Annotated in this window: 16 protein-coding genes; 2 read left to right on the top strand and 14 right to left on the bottom strand. The window is 47.5% G+C overall.

Going from position 1 to position 19,710, the window contains the following annotated elements:
• Nucleotides 1–49: 49 nt before the first annotated feature.
• Nucleotides 50–691: a YigZ family protein gene (locus H0G69_RS01500; RefSeq protein WP_180305019.1), complete on the top strand. Its 642-nt coding sequence runs from the start codon at nucleotides 50–52 to the stop codon at nucleotides 689–691.
• 66 nt (nucleotides 692–757) lie between these two features.
• Here H0G69_RS01500 and H0G69_RS01495 read toward each other — a convergent pair whose 3' ends face one another.
• The 8 genes from H0G69_RS01495 to H0G69_RS01460 form a co-directional block, all read right to left on the bottom strand.
• Nucleotides 758–2,152, bottom strand: coding sequence for an MFS transporter (locus H0G69_RS01495; RefSeq protein WP_180305018.1), 1,395 nt, complete (start codon nucleotides 2,150–2,152; stop codon nucleotides 758–760).
• Nucleotides 2,121–2,564, bottom strand: coding sequence for a MarR family winged helix-turn-helix transcriptional regulator (locus tag H0G69_RS01490; protein WP_048345417.1), 444 nt, complete (start codon nucleotides 2,562–2,564; stop codon nucleotides 2,121–2,123). Before H0G69_RS01490 ends, H0G69_RS01495 begins: the two co-directional genes overlap by 32 nt.
• Nucleotides 2,565–2,696: 132 nt before the next feature.
• A complete protein-coding gene (locus H0G69_RS01485) occupies nucleotides 2,697–2,969 on the bottom strand; it encodes a hypothetical protein (protein ID WP_180305017.1) in 273 nt (90 codons plus the stop codon).
• Nucleotides 2,970–2,992: 23 nt separating this feature from the next.
• The gene (locus tag H0G69_RS01480; RefSeq protein WP_180305016.1) at nucleotides 2,993–4,831 is read right to left on the bottom strand and encodes a potassium transporter KimA; all 1,839 of its coding nucleotides are present in this window, start codon (nucleotides 4,829–4,831) and stop codon (nucleotides 2,993–2,995) included.
• 122 nt (nucleotides 4,832–4,953) lie between these two features.
• Nucleotides 4,954–6,555, bottom strand: a complete 1,602-nt coding sequence (locus H0G69_RS01475) for an APC family permease (protein ID WP_240164358.1) — start codon at nucleotides 6,553–6,555, stop codon at nucleotides 4,954–4,956.
• A 135-nt stretch (nucleotides 6,556–6,690) separates the two neighbouring features.
• Nucleotides 6,691–8,313: a chaperonin GroEL gene (gene groL, locus H0G69_RS01470; RefSeq protein WP_074504524.1), complete on the bottom strand. Its 1,623-nt coding sequence runs from the start codon at nucleotides 8,311–8,313 to the stop codon at nucleotides 6,691–6,693.
• A gap of 49 nt (nucleotides 8,314–8,362) precedes the next feature.
• A complete protein-coding gene (groES, locus tag H0G69_RS01465) occupies nucleotides 8,363–8,647 on the bottom strand; it encodes a co-chaperone GroES (RefSeq protein WP_034541305.1) in 285 nt (94 codons plus the stop codon).
• Between the two features lie 232 nt (nucleotides 8,648–8,879).
• Nucleotides 8,880–9,527 carry a redox-sensing transcriptional repressor Rex gene (locus tag H0G69_RS01460; RefSeq protein WP_033934316.1) on the bottom strand — a complete coding sequence of 216 codons (648 nt, stop codon included), beginning with the start codon at nucleotides 9,525–9,527 and terminating at the stop codon, nucleotides 8,880–8,882.
• A gap of 335 nt (nucleotides 9,528–9,862) precedes the next feature.
• On the opposite strand from H0G69_RS01460, the gene H0G69_RS01455 reads away from it, so the two are divergent.
• The gene (locus tag H0G69_RS01455; RefSeq protein WP_180305015.1) at nucleotides 9,863–11,791 is read left to right on the top strand and encodes an ABC-F family ATP-binding cassette domain-containing protein; all 1,929 of its coding nucleotides are present in this window, start codon (nucleotides 9,863–9,865) and stop codon (nucleotides 11,789–11,791) included.
• Between the two features lie 62 nt (nucleotides 11,792–11,853).
• On the opposite strand, the gene H0G69_RS01450 is transcribed toward H0G69_RS01455, so the two are convergent.
• From H0G69_RS01450 to H0G69_RS01425, 6 genes are all read right to left on the bottom strand, one after another.
• Nucleotides 11,854–12,816 (bottom strand): ketopantoate reductase family protein, encoded by a 963-nt coding sequence (locus tag H0G69_RS01450; RefSeq protein ID WP_180305014.1) that lies wholly within the window; start codon nucleotides 12,814–12,816, stop codon nucleotides 11,854–11,856.
• Between the two features lie 124 nt (nucleotides 12,817–12,940).
• On the bottom strand, nucleotides 12,941–13,237 hold the full coding sequence (locus H0G69_RS01445; protein ID WP_180305013.1) for a CHY zinc finger protein: 297 nt from the start codon (nucleotides 13,235–13,237) through the stop codon (nucleotides 12,941–12,943).
• Nucleotides 13,237–14,223, bottom strand: a complete 987-nt coding sequence (locus H0G69_RS01440) for a biotin--[acetyl-CoA-carboxylase] ligase (protein ID WP_180305012.1) — start codon at nucleotides 14,221–14,223, stop codon at nucleotides 13,237–13,239. Before H0G69_RS01440 ends, H0G69_RS01445 begins: the two co-directional genes overlap by 1 nt.
• A 15-nt stretch (nucleotides 14,224–14,238) precedes the next feature.
• The gene (locus H0G69_RS01435) at nucleotides 14,239–14,790 is read right to left on the bottom strand and encodes a biotin transporter BioY (RefSeq protein ID WP_034541308.1); all 552 of its coding nucleotides are present in this window, start codon (nucleotides 14,788–14,790) and stop codon (nucleotides 14,239–14,241) included.
• Nucleotides 14,791–14,898: 108 nt separating this feature from the next.
• Nucleotides 14,899–16,086 (bottom strand): pyridoxal phosphate-dependent aminotransferase, encoded by a 1,188-nt coding sequence (locus H0G69_RS01430; RefSeq protein WP_180305011.1) that lies wholly within the window; start codon nucleotides 16,084–16,086, stop codon nucleotides 14,899–14,901.
• A 41-nt stretch (nucleotides 16,087–16,127) separates the two neighbouring features.
• Nucleotides 16,128–19,571 carry a pyruvate carboxylase gene (locus H0G69_RS01425; protein WP_180305010.1) on the bottom strand — a complete coding sequence of 1,148 codons (3,444 nt, stop codon included), beginning with the start codon at nucleotides 19,569–19,571 and terminating at the stop codon, nucleotides 16,128–16,130.
• Nucleotides 19,572–19,710: the final 139 nt, after the last annotated feature.

Here is a 19,710-nt window from a genome sequence, read left to right as displayed (position 1 = left end):
ATATGCCAAATTGCATGGATTCAAATCAAATTAACAAAGAGGAATTTTTATGACCACGCCATTTTTAACCATTGCCCAAGATACTACCAATGAGATTATCATCAAAAAATCTCGCTTTATCTGCAGCCTGTTTCGCGTTGAATCAGAAGAACAGGCCCAAGCAGCAATTACCAAGATCAATAAGCTGCATCGTAAGGCGACCCACAACTGCTTTGCCTACCTGATCGGCGACCATGATCAGATTCAGCGAGAAAGCGATAATGGCGAGCCAAGCGGAACTGCCGGTGTGCCAATGTTGGAGGCGCTCAAGGCCAATCAGCTGCATAACGTCTTAGCAGTAGTAACACGCTACTTTGGCGGCATTAAGCTGGGAGCTGGCGGCTTGATCCGGGCTTATAGCAATTCAGTCTCCCAGGCAATCGAACAGGCTGGTTTGGTTGAGCGCGTTGAGCAGGCAATTTTAAAGATTGATGTCGCCTATTCACTGCATGACTCGCTGCTTTATTATTTGAAACAGGCAAACCTGGAAATTGCCGAAGAAGAATACGGCGCCAGCGTAATCGTCAGTGTCTATGTTGACGAATCCCAGATTGAGGAACGACTGAATCAGCTTACTGAGCGTTTTAACGACCAATTGACGATCAAAAAGGGGCCAACTCGGATTCATGAACTGCCCTATCAAAAACAATAATTGCAAAACAGCCCTGCCAGCATGGAATTTCCCACTGACAAGGCTGTTTTGGTTTGGATGGCTGGCTTAGTTTGCTTTAGGAACTGATTCAAAGTAGCTCAGCCATACAATCAGTCCAAAAATTAACAGCATAACAAACGCATGCTGGGTTCCAATTGCCGTAGCGTTGGCAGTTCCAATCCGCAGGTGATTCTGACTTTGAGCCACCACCGTCGCCGAAAGCGAAGTCCCCATTGCACCAGCAAACTGCTGCAGCGTGTTCATAATGGCATTGCCCTGTGTTCGTTCATCAAATGGCAGTGTGTTCAACGCACTGGTCATGACGCAGCCCATGCAGAGCCCCATACCGCCCATATAAAAAATATAGATCAGCATAATGAATGAATTATCCAAATGACGACTAAAGACTGTAAACAGCGTCAATGAGAGTACACAGCTGGCAAAACCGGCCAGAATCGGCTTGCGCGGTCCATACTTATCCAGCATGCGACCGCCAAATGGACCAAAAAACGCGCCGACGAATCCAGCTGGCAAGACCAGCATTCCAGCCAGCAGCGCTGAATTGTCATTGACCAATTGAATATAGTTAGGCAATAAAAAGGCAAAGCCCAGCGAAATGATCTGCGTTAAGAAAAAGCCCAGCACATGACCAGAAAAAGCATGGTTCTTAAACAGGTTCAGATTCAAGATTGGCGTCTCAATTCTAAGCGAACGGACAATCAAGATCATCATGCCAAGCAGGCCAAACAATAGCGAACCGCCAACCTGCCAACTGAACAGCTTACCACTGCTAAGGTTGCTGAAGCCAAAAACCAAGCCGGTAAACATCATGGCAATGCCAGCAAAACTGATGCCATCAATTTTTTGACGCTGAATCGCTGATTTTTGCTGAATGCCCCAGATTCCCAGCCCCAATGAGACCAGCAGCAACGGCAGCAAAAAGTAAAAGACCCAGCGCCAGCCCAGACTGCTGACGACAATCCCGCCAAAAGTTGGCCCGATTGCTGGTGCGATTCCGGTAATCATATTGGCCAGTCCCATCATAAAGCCAATCCTGCTTTGCGGTACCTGCTCCAATATGATATTAAACATCAACGGCAAGGCAATCCCGGTCCCAATCCCTTGAATTGCCCGCCCCATCAGCAGAAAAGCAAAATTTCCTACTAAGGCATCAATCAAGGCCCCAATGATAAACAAAAGGTTGGCGCATAAAAACAGGCTTTTGGTTGTAAAAGACTGCTTCAAGACTGCCGATAGCGGTACGATGATTGCCACGATTAAAAGATAGATCGAGGTCATCCATTGAACCGTATTCGTCGCAATATCAAATTCGCGCATTAAAGTAGGAAAGGTTATGTTCATAGCCGTTTCCACGATCACGCCGCTAAACGACATCAATCCTGTTGCCAGGATCGCCGCATAGACCTGTTTATTGATTTTTTCCGTTTGTTTCACCAACATCACTCTTTTCCTGCAGATATGCCAAAATTTGTTCAAAGATTGCCAGCTCCTGAGGCGAGAACCGTTTTTCCAAGCGCTGCTGGCGCATTATTAAATATTGGCGCGCTGTCTTAGCCAATTGCTTGGCATGCGGCGTCAAGGCAACGATTTTACTGCGGTGATCCTGATTGGCCGTCTTTCTGACAATCAGTCCCGCTTTTTCCATCCGCTGCAGCATTTTAGTCGTCGTTGAACGCTTAATATTGAATTCTACTTCGATGGCATGCTGCGTACTTTGCCACTGCGGCTGATTAGCCAAAAAGTCAATCGTTGAAAGCTGCTGTCCCGTTAAATCATACTCAGCAGCAAATTGATCAAACTTCCAACCCAAATGATTGGCAGTCTGATGCAATTGTTTTTCTAAATAGTGCATTTGCCTCTTGTCTCCTTTTGTTAGCCAGCTAACATTTTTATACTAGAATCTGATTGATCAAATGTCAAAATAAAATCATAAACTCAACGTAAAAAGAACTGGCATTGACGCTTCAATGCCAGTTCTTTCAAATTAACCCAGCAGCTGCTGCACTGCTTCTAACACAATTAAAATTGCGACCAGGACTAAGATCAGTTTCATGGAAGCAATGGTTTTCACATCGTGCTGCTTGATCTTTGGCCAGTTGAACCCCAGATAGGCACCAACCAGTAACAGACAGCCTAAAAAGCCGCCCAGATCAGAGACAAAATGCTGATGGCGAATCGAAAAACTCGAAATCAGAAAGATGCCGATTGCTCCCATCGCTGCCCATAGCCATTGCCGATTTTTAAAAAATTTTTCCATTGGCTTAAAACCATCCCGCTCATCTATTCATGCAGGTGATAGTTGTAGCTTGAAACCACGATATTTTCGCGTGAATTCAAAGCGGCCCGCAATCTGACGCTGGTCTGGTTATGCAGTGCCATCTGCCAAGGCTTGTTTGGAATAAACTGCGGTACCAGAACCGTTGTTGAATAGTTCTTGGCAGCGGCCCTTTTAGCAACGACATCGACGAAACGCAGCGTCGGTTTGGCAATTGAACGGTATGAGGAATGAATGTCGACAAAACGCACGTCAGGATATTCGGCCTTAAACTCATTGGCCGTCTTGTGTTCTTTACCAGGGTTCTCATCAAACGAGACGTGCATGGCAATCACGTAATCACCAATCGACCGGGCGTAGTTGATGGCGCCTTTGGTAACCCGCGTAACGTTACCAATCAGAACAATCACCGTCGAGCCATCATAATCGTGCAGCTGAACTTTGGTTTTTTCCGCAATTCGCAGCTGCATGCCAACTTTAATATAGTGATTATGGATCTTGTAGAACATAAACAGCAAAGCCGGCATGATGATCAGGTATGGCCAAACATTGCCGAAATGCTGCCAGAACAAGAAGACCACCAAACATGCCGAGATCAGCGCCCCAACCAGGTTGATCGTCGACTTGCCCAGCCAGTGTCCCTGCCGGTGTCGGAACCAGTGAATGATCATCCCAGACTGCGAAAGCGTAAACGGAACGAAAACGCCAACTGCATACAGCGGAATCAGCATATTGGTCTTACCATGGAAGATCAAAATCATTACAATCGCACCAATGGCCAAGGCAATGATTCCATTAGAGTAACCTAAACGATCCCCACGGTCCATAAAGGCATGTGGCAGATACTTGTCTTTGGCCATATTAAAAGCCAGGATCGGAAAGGCCGAAAAACCGGTATTGGCAGCTACGGCCAGAATCATCGCCGTAGAAAGCTGCAGCAGATAAAATCCGATCCCATGACCATTAAAGATTACGGAACCAATCTGCGAAAGCACGGTAGCATGGGAATTTGGCACGATACCGAAGTAGTAGCTAAAGAACGTAATCCCACCAAAGAATGCCGCCAGAATCAGACTCATAATTGCTAAAGTATTAGCAGCATTCTTCTTTTTGGGTTCATTAAAGTTAGGTACGGCATTACTAATAGCTTCAACCCCGGTCAATGAGGAAGAACCGGCTGAAAAAGCCCGAATAAACAGGACAGCCGACATTCCGGCAACCGGCGTTCCAAACGAGGCCGTTGCATGATAGGTCAGATGACCAGTGGCAATATTGAAAAAGCCCCAGATGATCATCGCGGTAATCATAATAATAAAGAAGTATACCGGAACCGTTAAGAAATTGGCACTGTCGCTCAATCCCCGCAGATTCAGAATCATAATCGCGAGGACGATAATCACCGAGATCGGCACTGAATACTTATAAAGCTGCGGAACCGCAGAAACAATCGCTTCCGTACCAGAAGTCGTCGAAACCGCAACCGTCAGCATATAGTCAACCAGCAGCGACCCGCCGGCAACCAAGCCACCTGTGCGGCCCCAGTTTTCGGTGGCTACGACATAGGCACCACCACCACTGGGATAGGCATTGATAATCTGCCGATAGGAAAGGGTAATTGCCACCAACAGAATCAAAACCAGTGCTGCAATTGGCAATGAGTACCAGATTGCCGCCGCCGACAGTGTTACCAAAACGGTCGTAATCTGTTCAGTACCATAAGCAACGGATGATAAAGCATCCGACGATAACAAGGCCAAAGCTTTAAACTTTGTCAAATGGGCCTGGCCTTCATCCAACGTCTTCAAGGGCTTACCGATGAGGACGCGTTTTAAATACCGCCACATATTCTTTTTCTCCTTCACTCTATTCTATTATAAAATATAAAGTCAACAGTTATTCTACACCACGTAAATGGTTAATACCACCCAGGGCAGATTGATCACGCAATAGTTTTAGAAAATTATTTTTACTGATCAACATGAGCATTGACGCGTCGTCCCAATTCAAGATCTTCACCTTCAACGCTGCTGTTGACTCCCCACCAGTAAAATACCAGCGAGCACAAAATGATCACGACAAAATCAAATGGATACCGAATCCAATTCTGACCGCCAAAACCATCGCTGCCCAGATAAGACATCACCGAGATAAACAACAGGTAGCCCAGCAGCCAACCGCAGCCTTTCATTTGAGTCTTCCATGAAGCATGATGATAGCGAATCTCATAATAGGCGTAGATTGGCAGACCCAAACAGATCACAAAAATCACCTCAATCGTCGTTGGCCACATTGCCCAATAGATCGCCAGACTGGTCAAAACAAATGACAAAGGCGCCATCCACTTTAAAGATCGAGGCTCAAACGGCCGCTTAAGATCGGGTGCAATCCTTCTAAGCGCGACCGCAGCTACCGGTCCAGTCAGATAGGCAATCAGAGTCGAGGCCGAGATGACGCTGGCAAGCGCGCTCCAATTACGAAAAATGCAGACCAAAACCGCTGCCAGAATCAGATTAACGATCATGGCAAAACGAGGTACCATATAGCGTCGCTCAAGCCGCCCCAGCCAGGCTGGCAAATGATCGCCGCGCGCCATTGCCGCCAGCGTTCTGGAAGCATTGGTAACAAAAGCAACCCCGGTTCCAAACGGCGAGACGAACGCATCAATATACAACAGAATCGTCAGCCAATTGATTCCCATTAAGATTGCCAGATCTGCAAATGGCGAGGCAAAATCAATGCCATGCCAGCCGTGCGCCGTTAGCAGTGATGGCTTAACCGCCCCTACAAAGGTAATCTGCAGCAGAATATACAATACTGCCGTAATCGTCAATGAGATTACAACGCCACGATAGATGTTTTTTTGTGGATCTTTCATCTCACCACCTAGATTGACAACCGTCTGAAAGGCATCATAGGAAAAAATAATTCCGGCTACCGTAGTTGCTTCAAAAATCGAGCGGCTGCCATAAGGCATAAACTCATGGATGCCTTGCCCGAAATTACTGGTGTGAAAGCCGCTCAGCATCAACACAATGATCGTCAAGGTTGGCATCAGCAGCTTAAAAATCGAGATCAAACCAGTAAAATGCGTCAAGATCTTAACTGACCAGAAATTAATCAGCGTAAAAACGATCATAAACGCAAAGACCACCAGCAGCCCTTGATTAGTAATGCTGCCATGACTGACGAAGCTGCGCGTCCAATTAGCCCAGCTCCATGGCCATGAGCTCATATACTGTACTGAAGCCACCGCTTCGATGGGAATCAGTGTAATCAAGGAGACCCAGTTGGCCCAAGCCGCTACGAAACCTAAAAGCGGGCCATGACTGTACTGAGCGTAGCGACTCATTCCGCCGCTTTCAGGAAACATCGCCCCCAGTTCAACGTAATTAAAAGCAATCACCATAATGATGATCGCCCCTAAAATCCAAGAGATGACCGCTGCTGGTCCGGCAATCTTCGCCGCCTCGCCAGCACCAAACAGCCATCCGGATCCGATCAATGAATTCAGAGCCAGTAAAATGACAGATGTTAAAGACATTTTCTGGTTAGGCATTTTTGATGACATAAAAATACTCCACTAAATAAGATAGCGTCCATTGGTTTGAATGGACATACCTAACAGAATACCACTAAGCAAGCATTAAACGCAAAAAAGCACCGCGACTTTTGTCGCGGTGCTTTGATTCATTATTATTAATGATTACATCATGCCGGCACCAGGTTGAGGAGCGGCTGGTTGATCATTCTTTGGTTCTGGCTTATCAGCAACAACGGCTTCAGTAGTCAAAAGCATTGCTGATACCGAAGCAGCGTTTTGCAGTGCCGAACGCGTAACCTTGGTAGGGTCAACGATTCCGGCTGCAACCATGTCTTCAAATTTGTCAACGGCAGCGTTGTAACCGATGCCTGGCTTTTCGCTCTTCAAACGGTTAACGATGATTGAGCCTTCAACGCCAGCATTTTCAGCGATTTGACGAACTGGGGCTTCCAACGCCTTCTTAACGATGTTGACACCAGTTGCTTCGTCGTCGCTTTCAGTTTCAACGTTTTCCAAAGCAGGGATTACATTGATCAAAGCAGTACCACCACCAGGTACGAATCCTTCTTGAACGGCAGCCCGCGTAGCGTTCAGAGCGTCTTCAACACGGTACTTCTTTTCCTTGAGTTCCGTTTCCGTAGCAGCGCCGACCTTGATTACGGCAACCCCACCAGACAGCTTGGCCAGACGTTCTTGCAGCTTTTCTTTGTCGAATTCAGAAGTCGTGTTGGCAATTGCCTGCTTGATCTGTTCAACTCGTTCAGCAATCGCATCCTTTGCACCATTGCCGTCAACGATCGTCGTGTTGTCCTTAGTTACGGTAACCTTGTTGGCAGAGCCAAGTTGAGCAATCGTAGCATCCTTTAAGCTCATGCCCAGATCATCAGAGATTACGGTACCACCAGTCAAAATGGCGATATCCTGCAATTGAGCCTTACGACGATCGCCAAAGCCTGGCGCCTTAACCGCGCAAACGTTGAACGTCCCGCGAATCTTGTTCAATACCAAGGTTGGCAGAGCTTCACCGGTAATGTCGTCAGCAATGATCAAAAGCGAACGGCCTTCTTGAACCACGGCCTGCAGCAAAGGCAAAATGTCTTGAATGTTGCCAATCTTCTTGTCAGTGATCAGAATGTATGGATTGTCCAGATCAGATTCCATCTTGTCCGTGTCGGTTACCATGTATTGAGACATATAGCCGCGGTCAAAGCTCATCCCTTCAACCACGTCAACCGTCGTGTCAACGCCACGGCTGTCTTCAATCGTGATTACGCCATCATTGCCGACCTTTTCCATGGCATCGGCAATCAGTTCACCAACTTCAGGGTTAGCAGCAGAGATGGAGGCAATTTGTGCAATGTCGTCCTTGCTTTGCACTTCATGACTCATCTTGTGCAGTTCTTCAACGGCAGCCTTGGTAGCCTTGTCGATACCGCGACGAATGCCAACTGGGTTAGCACCGGCAGCAACGTTCTTCATCCCGGCGTTAACGATGGCTTGCGTCAAAACGGTTGCCGTCGTCGTACCGTCACCGGCGTTGTCATTGGTCTTGGAAGCAACTTCAGAAACAAGCTTGGCACCCATGTTCTCAAAGTGATCTTCCAATTCAATGTTCTTGGCGATCGTAACCCCATCGTTAGTAATCGTAGGTGCGCCATAGCTTTGTTCCAAAACAACGTTGCGACCCTTAGGACCGATCGTCGTCTTAACCGTATTGGCCAGCTTGTCTACCCCACGCAGCATTGCCTTGCGTGCATCTTCAGAAAACTTAATTTCTTTTGCCATTTTAGATTTTCACCTCATTAATATTGATCGAATGCGAAAACAAGTCTACTTAGTCAACGATGGCAACCAGGTCTTTTTCACGAACGACCAGGTACTTTTCACCATTGTATTCGACTTCATTGCCTGCGTACTTGTCAAACAGGACGCGGTCGCCTTCCTTAACGGCTGGAGCAACTTTTTGACCATTGTCCAGGTAACGGCCTTCGCCAACTGCTACAACCGTACCCGTCGTTGGCTTATCCTTGGCATTGTTAGCCAGGACAATTCCGCCAACCGTCTTTTCTTCAGCTTGTTCCGCTTTAAGAACAACGCGATCTCCTAATGGTTTTAACACGTTAATCCCTCCATCAATCATCATTAATAATTCAGATATTTTTTAGCACTCTTATCACCCAAGTGCTAATTACATGATCTACTATATCATGATCTTGCTAAAATGCAACAATTATTTTGACCAATTTTGACTATTATTTTATAGAAAACGCTTTAGTTACCATTCTAACGGCATTTTAACTTTTTTGACTTTTTATCAAAAAACGCATGACGATTGCTCGCCATGCGTTGAGTTATTTTTGACTGTCTTTAGTATTGTTATTTTCAATAAAGTAGATCAGCGTCTGCAGTTCATTGGTCAGGTCAATATTTTGTACCTGAACGTCTTTTGGCACTGACAGACGAACCGGTGTAAAGTTCAAGATACCATGAACCCCTGCTTCGACCAACTCATCAGTAACGGCCTGCGATTTTTCGCCAGGTACCGTTAAAATAACGACATCAATCTGCTGTTCTTGCAGCTGCTTTTTCATCTCGCCAACCGGGTAGACAGGAATCCCACTCTTAACGGTATTGGCTAAGGCTGGTTTAGGATCAAAAGCTGCACTGATCCGCAGATTCGTGCTTTGGTGGAAATTATAGTTCATCAAGGCGCTGCCCAGACTGCCGACCCCGACCAAAGCCACACTGGTCAGCTTATCTTGATTCAAGATCCCCTTGAAAAAGTTCAAAAGCTTTTCCACATCATAGCCATAGCCGCGCTTGCCCAATTCGCCAAAATAGGAAAAGTCGCGTCGAATCGTTGCCGAATCAACTTTAACCGCCTCTGATAATTCAGTCGATGAGACGCGTCGTTTATTGGCGTTAAGCAAAACGTTCAGATACCGATAGTAGACCGGCAACCGCTTAGCCGTGGCACGGGGAATTTTACGCGTTGCCATTAATAGATTCCTCCAATTCAGATTCTAGTTTGTGAAAATTATTCCTTAATCATTTTAACAACTCCGCTAAAGTTTGTGAACTATTTTCCAAGAAAAGAATCGTTTTTATTTAAACATGTTTTCTATTATGCTACAGGCTTCACTGCATGTCCATTAATGATTTGTGAAATTTAGGCCATCCGCTGATCATGAATGTGCTGGTAATGACGATCATTTTTTAAACGTTAATTCAAAATTTAACATTATTGATCGGTCCTATCCTCAAGCTCGCGACCTAGTCTGATCTTGTGCTACAATCTTAACTGACTATCTACTTTAAAAAATGAGGTTAAATTATGCTGCTACTGCAAACCAATAATGTTGAACGTCGCTTTGGCAGCGATGTTTTGTTTCATAATATGAATATGCAGATTCAAGAACATGGCCGAACTGCATTGGTCGGACGCAACGGTGCCGGCAAAACGACCTTCTTGAAAATCATTGCCGGTTTAACCGAACCTGATGAAGGCACGGTTACTCACGCCCGCGACCTGACGATTGGCTACCTGGCTCAGAATCAAGGACTCGACAGCCAAAATTCAATCTGGGCCGAATTAGACAGCGTCTTTGCTCCTTTACACGAACTGGAAAAACAGCTGCATGAGCTAGAGAATCAATTGGGAACACTGACGCCCAAAGCAGCGGACTACCAAGACGTTTTAGCAAGCTATGACCGTTTATCCGAGCAGTTCAAAAAACAGGGCGGCTATGAATACGCGTCCCGGATGCGTGGCGTACTGCATGGTTTCGGCTTTGATGAAGGTATGTATGATACTTCAGTCAATGCGCTTTCTGGCGGTCAAAAAACCAAGCTGGCCCTAGCTAAGATTCTGCTGCAGTCGCCCAACCTTTTGATTCTAGACGAACCGACCAATCACTTGGACATGGGCGTCTTAAGCTGGCTGGAAGACTACCTTAAAAGCTATCAAGGTGCGCTTTTGATCGTTTCTCACGACCGCTACTTCTTAGATCGCGTGGTTACTGACGTTTACGATCTTGACAATAAAACGCTGATTCACTATACCGGCAACTATACGCAATTCGTAGCCCACAAGCGCGAACGACTGCAGGCTGAATGGAAGCATTACGAGCAGCAGCAAAAAGAAATCGCCAAGCTGGAGGATTTTGTCAATCGCAACATTGTCCGAGCCTCAACCACCAAACGCGCCCAGGCTCGCCGCAAACAGCTTGAGAAAATGGATCGCTTGGAGCGGCCGACTACCGATGATTCCTCGATTCATTTTCAATTCCACAGTGACCATGCTTCGGGTAACGAGGTCTTAGACGTCGATGAACTCAATATCGGCTATCAAGATCAAAAGCTGGCTGGGCCATTATCATTTAAGGTTCGCAAAGGTCAGCGCGTCGGTATTATCGGTCCAAATGGGATTGGCAAATCAACGCTTTTAAAGACGCTTTTGAAAAAGATTCCCAAGCTCAGCGGGACGATCAAATTCGGCGCTAATCTAGAAATCGGCTACTACGACCAGGAACAGCAGCAACTGCATCCTGAAAAGACCGTTTTAGAAGAAGTCTGGGACGATCATCCTGAAGTTTCCGAAAAAGACATTCGCTCGCTTCTGGGCAGTTTTCTGTTTGTTGGCGATGACGTCTATAAACCAGTCAGCGCGCTTTCGGGTGGCGAAAAGGCACGTCTGGAGCTGACTAAGCTTTCATTTATGCCAATCAACTTTTTGATCCTGGATGAACCAACCAACCACTTGGACATCGACAGCCGCGAAGTCTTGGAAACAGCCATTAACGAATTTGATGGGACGGTTCTGTTTATCTCGCACGACCGTTATTTCTTAAACCAGGTTGCTACTGATATCCTATATATGACGGCTCATGGCATGACGCATTATGAAGGAAACTACGATGACTACCTGACCCAACAGGCAAAACTGGAGCATCAAACACAGCCAGAAACCAAAGTCAAACAGTCAACCGGTCAGCTTTCCTATCAGCAAAGCAAAGAAACTCAGCGTGCCCGACGCAAGCTGCAGCGGCAGGTCGATCAATTAGAAAATCAGATGGGTGAACTGGAGGGCAAGCAGGCCGCGATCGAAGCTGAGATGGCCAAGCCCGAAATTGCCGTCGACATCGCCCAGCTGACCGATCTGCAAAAAAAGCTGGATGCCTTAAAAGCCCAAAGCGAAGACGTTGAGCTGCAATGGACTGAAGCCGCCGAAGCCCTGGAGACATTTGATCAAGAAAATCAATAGCATATACGCTGCAGATCAACATAAATAAAGACCGCTGGACCAGATTTGATCCAGCGGTCTTTTTATTGACGGAACTTACGCGTATTTTCCGCCAAATGAACCAAGCCGCGCAGAAAGTCATGCGTCGTAGCTTCATAGTCGTACTTTTTGCCTAATTCGTAAATATAGCCATTGATGTAGTCGACTTCGGTATTTCGACCATTATGCATATCTTGATACATTGAAGGATAGTGCAGTGGGTTGCCGACGCGGCTGACGTATTCAACCGTCTTCCATTCGGTCTCGCGATCATTGAGCAGCTTGATGCCAGCTCGTTCAGTCACATCATAGGCCTCATTGATCAATTGTTTGCTCAGCCGTTCAGCCCCTGGATAGTCAATAAACTGACCCATTTGAATCTCAAACAGCGTGCAGATCGTGTTGACAACTGAGTTAAAGACAACCTTGGTCATCAAAGTTCCCAAGAAGTTGGTCGTCAAAGTTGGATTCAGGTTGGCAGCCTTAAAGTCGGCAATAATTTCATGCGTGCGCTCATCTGGCTTTTCCGTTTCATTGGCAACATTGATTGATCCAGCACCAGGCTTGCCAATAAAGTCAACGTCGCCAGCCTTGTTTAGCACGGTCCCGATCAGGCAGGTCCCAGCTAAAACATGCTCTTTGGGAAAATACTTGTTCAGTTTTTCAACGTGACCCATCCCATTCATGCCTGAAAAAACGTATTGCTTTTCTGGCTTAAAGAAATGAGCCGAGCGTTCCAAAAGATCCTGCAGCGTCATCTGCTTGGCAAAAACGATAAAAACGTCTGGCTCGCCCTGATACTCTTCTGGCGAATAGATATTGACCGGAACCAGATGCCGATTTTCATGGTCACGAGAAACATAGACCCCACCTTGTTTTTTGATGGTTTCAACTTCGGGTGCCCAGTTGTCGACAAAATCAACCTGCGCCCCCGCATTTTCCTGCAGCAGCACCCCAAAGCGCAATCCCATCGCACCTGAACCTAAAACCGTATATCGCAGCGTCATCTTAATCACTGATCCTTTCCTAAAACTTAATTAAAACATGTCATTGGGCCTGATTTATTTTTCTTCTTAATCAACGCCTTATATTCTAATCTCGTTTTAATTAAAAATCAATGAGAAAAGAAAGTTATTTAAAATAAATCCGACAGTGACGACGACAGCCGGGATTAAAGTCGTGCCCACAGCGCGGACAGCTTCCCTGCTGGTATTGTGCAAACTGCATCAAACAGCCGCAGACACCGCATAGGACTGGCCAGTTTTCCCGCTCACAAGCCATAAAATGATGGTTTTCCAAAGCATCATGACATCGATAGCAGGCATAGTATTTTGGGCAACGACTGCATTTCAAGGCCGCAACATCAACTGCCAAGTGATAGTGCCGACAGCGGCCAGCCTGATCTAAATCTAAACCGTGAATTTCCATTATGACGTCATCCCTGGCAGATCAACCTTGGTCACCTCGCCGCTGATAAACGACTTTTTCGTGCCATCCGCAAATTCCAATACCAAGCCGCCTTGATCGTCAATGTCGACAGCCTTGCCAACTGCTTTATCATTGCCGATTTTCAAGACGACTGGCCGCTTCAAGACCAATGAATGAGCTCGGTACTCTGGCAGGAATTTTCCCGAATCGTACTCACTATAAACGTTCATGATTGCAACCAAAAGCCTGGCAGCCAGCTGATTTCGATCAATGGTCTGCTCAGGGGCAATACTGCCGGCTTTTTGAGCTACGGCTGCTGGAAAATCAACGGTCGACAGATTAATGCCGATTCCTACAATCAATGCTGCCGATGATGCTGATTCCAGTTCCAGCGTTGCCTCAGTCAAAATACCGCAGACTTTGTGACCATTCATATAGATATCATTGACCCATTTATATGAAAAATCATGATCAGGAAAGGTTTGCTTCAGTACTCGGCCAACTGCAACGGCGACTCCGGTTGTTAAAAGGCCAATTTTAGGCAGCGCGCTCATCGGATTATGCGGCAAAACCAAGCTAAAATACAAACCTGTCTTTTGCGGCGAATAGAACTGGCGGCCGCGTCTGCCATAGCCGGCCGTCTGCTGATCAGCTAAAAACGCGACTGGCTGGCTGGGCTGATGACTGCTGAGATACTGCTTAGCCCAGTTTTGCGTTGAATCAATACTTGATGCCGTATGAATCTCGCCATTAAACTCATCGCGAGTCTGCATCTTGATTACCGCTGCATCCAAATGATCCGTTCCTAAATATCGATAGCCAAGCGCTCGCTGACTCTCAATCTGATGTCCTTGTCTGCGCAGGGCAGCGACGCCTTTCCAGATGCTTTCGCGACTGACCTTTAAGCGCTCCGCCAGCTGACTGCCTGAAATCCATTGCTGCTCATTAAGCAAGAAAATTTTAAGCAGCTCATCTTTAGTACCCATTGCGATTCCTCTTTTCTAGCCAAGATTCAATGCTGGTACGCGCCGCAGCTGACGAGCAACGGCTACTGCCACGCCGGCTTTGATCAGGTCGCCAGGAATAAATGCCAGATTGGACATCAATGCCGCCGTCAGCTTGATGTGCGACTGCCAGCTGAGCCAAAGCGATCCCGTAATATCAATAAACAGCACGCCCGCCAGCACAATCATCAAAAATTCCTGCCACCAGCTCCAGCGACTGCCAAAATGCTGCCGCAGACTGCCGATCAAAAGCGGCGCAAACAGCCAGGCTAAAAGGTAGCCTCCAGTTGGGCCGGCAAAAACGGCAATTCCCCCACTGCCGCCAGTCAAGAAAGGAAAGCCAACCGCAACTAACAGCAGGAGCAAGGCCACTGAGGTCGTTCCTTCTTTAGGCCCCAGAATCTCACCGGCCATCATGACCCCCATATTCTGCAGTACGATTGGGACCGGAATAAACCCTAGCGGAATGCCTGGGATCATGCCTAAGACGATTAAGATTGCCGTCATCAAGGCGGTCTGCGTTAAATGAACTATATTTTGACGTTTCATTTTATTCCTTCTTTCAACTTGTAACCCTTATCTGAAATTTAGGGTTACAAGGATTTTAAAATAAGAGCCCAGCTCAAACCAGAACTGAGCTCATTGATTATTGATCGATTATTTTTGGTGGTCTGCCATAAAGGCTTGAATTCGTCGAACTGCTTCTTTTAAGACATCCATGCTGGTTGCATAGCTGATCCGTACATGGTCGTCCATTCCAAAGGCCGCGCCTGGAACAACCGCCACGTGAGCCTCATCGAGCAGCGCGCTGACAAACTCATCAGTCGAGGCAAAACCAGCCAGCTTAACGGCTTCGCTGACGTCAGGGAAGGCATAGAAAGCTCCGGCCGGCTTTACATCCAGCTTAAAGCCCGGAATCTCGTTTAATAACGGATACAGCGTATTGATGCGTTCCTCATAGGTAGCGCGCATTTCTTCAACACAGGTCTGATCACCGGTAATGGCTGCCAAAGCGGCATATTGACTGACGGCTGCCATGTTGCCGGCTGCATGACTCAAGAACGTCTTCAGGCCCTTGACTACCTGCTCGTCAGCAATGGCATAGCCAACGCGCCAGCCAGTCATTGAGTAGGTCTTAGACATCCCATTAACCAAAATCGTCTGTTTGCGGATTTCTGGTGACAAATCAAGTAATGAGACAAATTCGGTTCCATTGTATACCAACTCACCATAGATATCGTCGGCAATCACGATAACGTCATGCTCAACGGCCCAGTCGCCAATCGCCTGCAATTGTTCGCGCGTGTAGACGGCACCAGATGGATTGTTGGGCGTGTTTAAGATCATGGCCTTCGTCTTAGGCGTTCGCGCGGCTTCCAATTCTTCAGGAACAACGGTCAGGCGACCAGCTGCTGGCTTGACGAAGACTGGCTTGGCACCGGCCAGCTTAACCTGTTCGCCATAGGTTACCCAGTATGGCAAAGGAATCAAAACCTCGTCGCCTTCATCAAACAGTGCTTGTCCCAGAGCGTACAGCGTCATTTTAGCACCATTCATTACTACCACGTTATCCGCCGTGAAATCTGTGCCATGATCGGCGTTTTCTTTATCGGCGATTGCTTTTCTTAACGGCTCAATGCCAACTGCCGCGGTGTAAAAATCAACCTTGCCAGACTCAATTGCCTTAATAGCAGCCTGTCCAATGTGCTTAGGCGTATTGAAGTCTGGCTGACCGATTGAAAGGTTCAAGACGTCAATGCCTTGCGCCTTCATTGCCTTGGCCTTGCCAGACAAAGCCAGCGTTGCTGAGGGTTGAATGTTGCTTACGCGTTCTGAAATTTCCACTGTTTTAACCTCGCTTTATAAATTAATACTGTCAAGCTGTATTAGCTTAAAGGACTCATTTGAATCAGCAGGTCTTGGCTTTCCATCGTCGAGCCGGCCTTGGCATAGACTTTATCAATCTTACCGTCAAACGAGGCCTTGATCGTCGTTTCCATCTTCATGGCCTCGGTTACGACCAGTGTCTGGCCCTTCTTGACTTCTTGACCGTTTTCGACCATCACGTCAACGACCGTCCCATTAAGCGGCATCCCGATCTGACCTGGATCGTGCGGATCGGCTTTTGGCACGCTGACCTTGGCCGTGGCTGCGTGTGTCTGATCCTTGACCGTCAAGACCAACTGCTGACCGTTTTCGGAGAACAGCAGGTGGCGGTTGCCGTCAACGTCCATGTCAGAAACCGTATTGAGCTCAAGAATCTCCGTGCGACCCGGCCGCAGATTGACGTAGATCTTTTCGCCTGGGCGCATTCCTTGATAGAACGTATTCGTGTCCAGGACGCCGATCTTGCCATATTGACGATTGCGCTTGACATAATCAAGATAAACGTCTGGATACAGGACATAGCTGATGACTTCTTCAGCAGTTGGCTGGCGTTTCAGCTGTGCAGCCAGTTCCTTGGTCATCTGATCAAAGTCAACTGGCTGGGCCAGACTGCCGGGACGAACCGTAATCGCTGGGTGATCCTTTAAGACGACTTTTTGCAGTTGCTTTGGAAAGCCGCCATATGGCTGACCAAGATCACCTGCAAAGAAGTTGACTACGGATTCTGGGAAGTCGAGCGTTTCGCCGCGTTCGATAATGTTTTCGGCATTCAAGCCGTTTTGAATCATAAAGATGGCCAGATCGCCGACTACCTTAGAACTTGGCGTAACCTTAACGATATCGCCAAGCAGGGCGTTAACCTCACGATACTTGGCCTTGACCTCGTCAAAGTCATCCAGTCCCAGCGACTTAGCCTGCTGCTGCAGGTTGGAGTATTGGCCACCAGGCATCTCAGTTTGATAGATGTCAGTCTGTGGTGACGTAATGCCGTTCATGAAGTCTTGGTATAATGGCTTGACCTGTGCCCAGTAGTCATTGATCTTTTCAACCGTTTCAATATCCAGTTCTGGCTGCCGCTCATTACCTGCCAAAGCATAGTAGAAACTGCTCATGCTTGGCTGACTCGTCGTTCCCGAAAGCGCACTGGAAGCCACATCAACCACGTCAACGCCGGCTTTGGTAGCCTGAACGTAGGTTGCAACCCCATTGCCAGTCGTGTCATGCGTATGCAGGTGAACCGGTACGTCATACTTGCTCTTCAGTTCGCCAATCAGTTCATAGGCGGCCTGTGGCTTGAGCAGTCCAGCCATATCCTTGATACCGATGATCTGAGCCCCAGCATCAACCAGCTGACCAGCCAGCGTCTTGTAGTAGTCCAGCGTGTATTTATGCTCGTCTGGGCTGAGCAGGTCACCCGTATAACACATCGTCCCTTCAGCAATCTTGCCAGTCTGCCGAACGTATTCAATGCTCTTTTGCATTTGTTCGATCCAGTTCAGACTGTCAAAGATCCGAAAGACGTCAACGCCATCTTCAGCACTCTTATCGATGAATTTCTTTAAGACGTTGTCAGGATAGTTCTTGTAGCCAACGGCGTTCGATCCTCGCAATAACATCTGCAGCATGGTATGCGGCATCTTTTCACGCAGAATCTTCAGCCGCTGCCATGGATCCTCACCTAAGAAACGATAGGCCACGTCAAAGGTTGCCCCGCCCCATACTTCAGCTGAGAAGACGTTTGGCATGGCGTGATCGTAAAGGTCCGCAATCGGCAGCATGTCTTTGGTTCGCATCCGCGTGGCAAACAGACTCTGGTGAGCGTCCCGCATCGTCGTATCAGTGATCAGAACCCTCTTTTGGGCGCTGACCCACTTCATTGCCGCCTCAGCTCCGTCACGATCCAGGATATCCTTGGCATTGACGATTGGCAGTCCATTATGACGCTCAAGATTGATCTTTGGCGCCTTTAACTCAGCAGCATGAACCTGTTCGCGTGCCTTGACGCCATTAAAGCCGTTAACGGTAACGTCACCAACATAGGTCAGCAGCTGCTTGGCGGCATCCGGCTTTTCATGCTTGAAGTCGAACAGCTCTGGCGTCTGATCAATAAACGTCGTATGCGCCTGACCAGCCGCAAAGACTGGATGATGCAAGACGTTGAGCATGAACGGAATGTTGGTCTTAATGCCGCGAATCTGGAACTCATGCAGCACCCGAATCATACGCCGGACCGCTGATTTGAAAGTTCGACCATGAACGCAGGCCTTAACCAGCAAGGAATCAAAGTATGGCGTGATTACAGCCCCAGCATAGGCATTGCCCCCATCAAGCCGTACGCCCATCCCACCAGGTGAACGATAGGTTTCGATGCGGCCAGTATCCGGCATAAAGTTGTTTTCTGGATCTTCAGTCGTAACTCGGCATTGAATCCCATAGCCGTTGTACTTCAGCTGATCCTGGGCCGGCAGCTCAAGATCCTGATACAGATCGGCACCATCGGCAATCAGAATCTGCGACTGTACGATGTCGACGTCGGTAATCAATTCTGTAACGGTATGCTCAACTTGAATCCGCGGGTTGACCTCAATAAAGTAAAAGTCCTCATCCGTGACCAGGAATTCAACCGTACCGGCATTTTGATAGTGCACGCTTTCCATCAGCTTAACGGCTGCCTGGCAGATTGCCTGACGTCGTTCTTCGCTTAAGGCCAGACTAGGCGCAAACTCGATCACTTTTTGATTCCGTCGCTGAACCGAGCAGTCACGCTCAAACAAATGCATGACGTGCCCACGCTGATCAGCTAGAATCTGCACTTCAATATGCTTAGGGTTCTTCAGATACTTTTCAACGTAAAGCTCATCATCGCCAAATGACTGCTTGGCTTCGCTGCGGGCTCGATCGTAGGCGCCATCAAGCTCATCATCATCGTGAACGATTCGCATCCCGCGACCGCCGCCACCCATGGCTGCCTTGATCATGATCGGATAGCCATGCGTATGCGCGAATTCACGAACTTCATCAATTGACTGAACCGGCTCATCCGTACCTGGAATCGTCTTTAAGCCAGCCTTGACCGCAACTTCCTTGGCCGCAACCTTGTCGCCAAACAGCTGCAGCTGACGGACGGTTGGCCCGATAAAGATAATGCCGTTGTCTGCACATTTTTGCGCAAACTCTTCATTTTCCGCTAAAAAACCGTAGCCAGGATGGACTGCATCGGCACCAGTCTGCTTAGCGACTCGAATAATATCATCCATATCCAGATAGGCCTCAATTGGCTTTTTGCCTGCACCAATCTGATAGGCTTCATCTGCTCGGAAACGATGGACGCCGTATTCATCTTCTTTAGCGTAAACAGCAACCGTCTTCAAGCCCAGCTCATGACAGGCACGAATGATCCGAACTGCTATTTCGCCACGATTGGCAATTAAAACTTTCTTCACGAAATACACCACCTTGATCAATCGTCAACAGTAACGAACTTTCTCCCTACCTCAAGGCAAAATTATATCATAAATTTTTAGGTTGATTGACTAAAAAATGAGAAATCGCTAAGATCAATCAATAAAAGCCGAACTATTT

Source organism: Limosilactobacillus mucosae (assembly GCF_013423865.1).
Taxonomy (GTDB): Bacteria; Bacillota; Bacilli; order Lactobacillales; family Lactobacillaceae; genus Limosilactobacillus; species Limosilactobacillus mucosae.
The sequence above is the reverse complement of the archived record's forward strand: the minus strand, read 5'-3'. Positions and strand labels throughout refer to the sequence as shown.

Coding starts and splice junctions, on each gene's coding strand:
- H0G69_RS01495 (WP_180305018.1), bottom strand. CDS start 2,152: ATGTTGGTGAAACAAACGGAAAAAATCAATAAACAGGTCTATGCGGCG.
- H0G69_RS01450 (WP_180305014.1), bottom strand. CDS start 12,816: ATGACGCTGCGATATACGGTTTTAGGTTCAGGTGCGATGGGATTGCGC.
- H0G69_RS01460 (WP_033934316.1), bottom strand. CDS start 9,527: ATGGCAACGCGTAAAATTCCCCGTGCCACGGCTAAGCGGTTGCCGGTC.
- groL (WP_074504524.1), bottom strand. CDS start 8,313: ATGGCAAAAGAAATTAAGTTTTCTGAAGATGCACGCAAGGCAATGCTG.
- H0G69_RS01475 (WP_240164358.1), bottom strand. CDS start 6,555: ATGTCATCAAAAATGCCTAACCAGAAAATGTCTTTAACATCTGTCATT.
- H0G69_RS01455 (WP_180305015.1), top strand. CDS start 9,863: ATGCTGCTACTGCAAACCAATAATGTTGAACGTCGCTTTGGCAGCGAT.
- H0G69_RS01480 (WP_180305016.1), bottom strand. CDS start 4,831: ATGTGGCGGTATTTAAAACGCGTCCTCATCGGTAAGCCCTTGAAGACG.
- H0G69_RS01500 (WP_180305019.1), top strand. CDS start 50: ATGACCACGCCATTTTTAACCATTGCCCAAGATACTACCAATGAGATT.
- H0G69_RS01485 (WP_180305017.1), bottom strand. CDS start 2,969: ATGGAAAAATTTTTTAAAAATCGGCAATGGCTATGGGCAGCGATGGGA.
- H0G69_RS01445 (WP_180305013.1), bottom strand. CDS start 13,237: ATGGAAATTCACGGTTTAGATTTAGATCAGGCTGGCCGCTGTCGGCAC.
- H0G69_RS01435 (WP_034541308.1), bottom strand. CDS start 14,790: ATGAAACGTCAAAATATAGTTCATTTAACGCAGACCGCCTTGATGACG.
- H0G69_RS01440 (WP_180305012.1), bottom strand. CDS start 14,223: ATGGGTACTAAAGATGAGCTGCTTAAAATTTTCTTGCTTAATGAGCAG.
- H0G69_RS01490 (WP_048345417.1), bottom strand. CDS start 2,564: ATGCACTATTTAGAAAAACAATTGCATCAGACTGCCAATCATTTGGGT.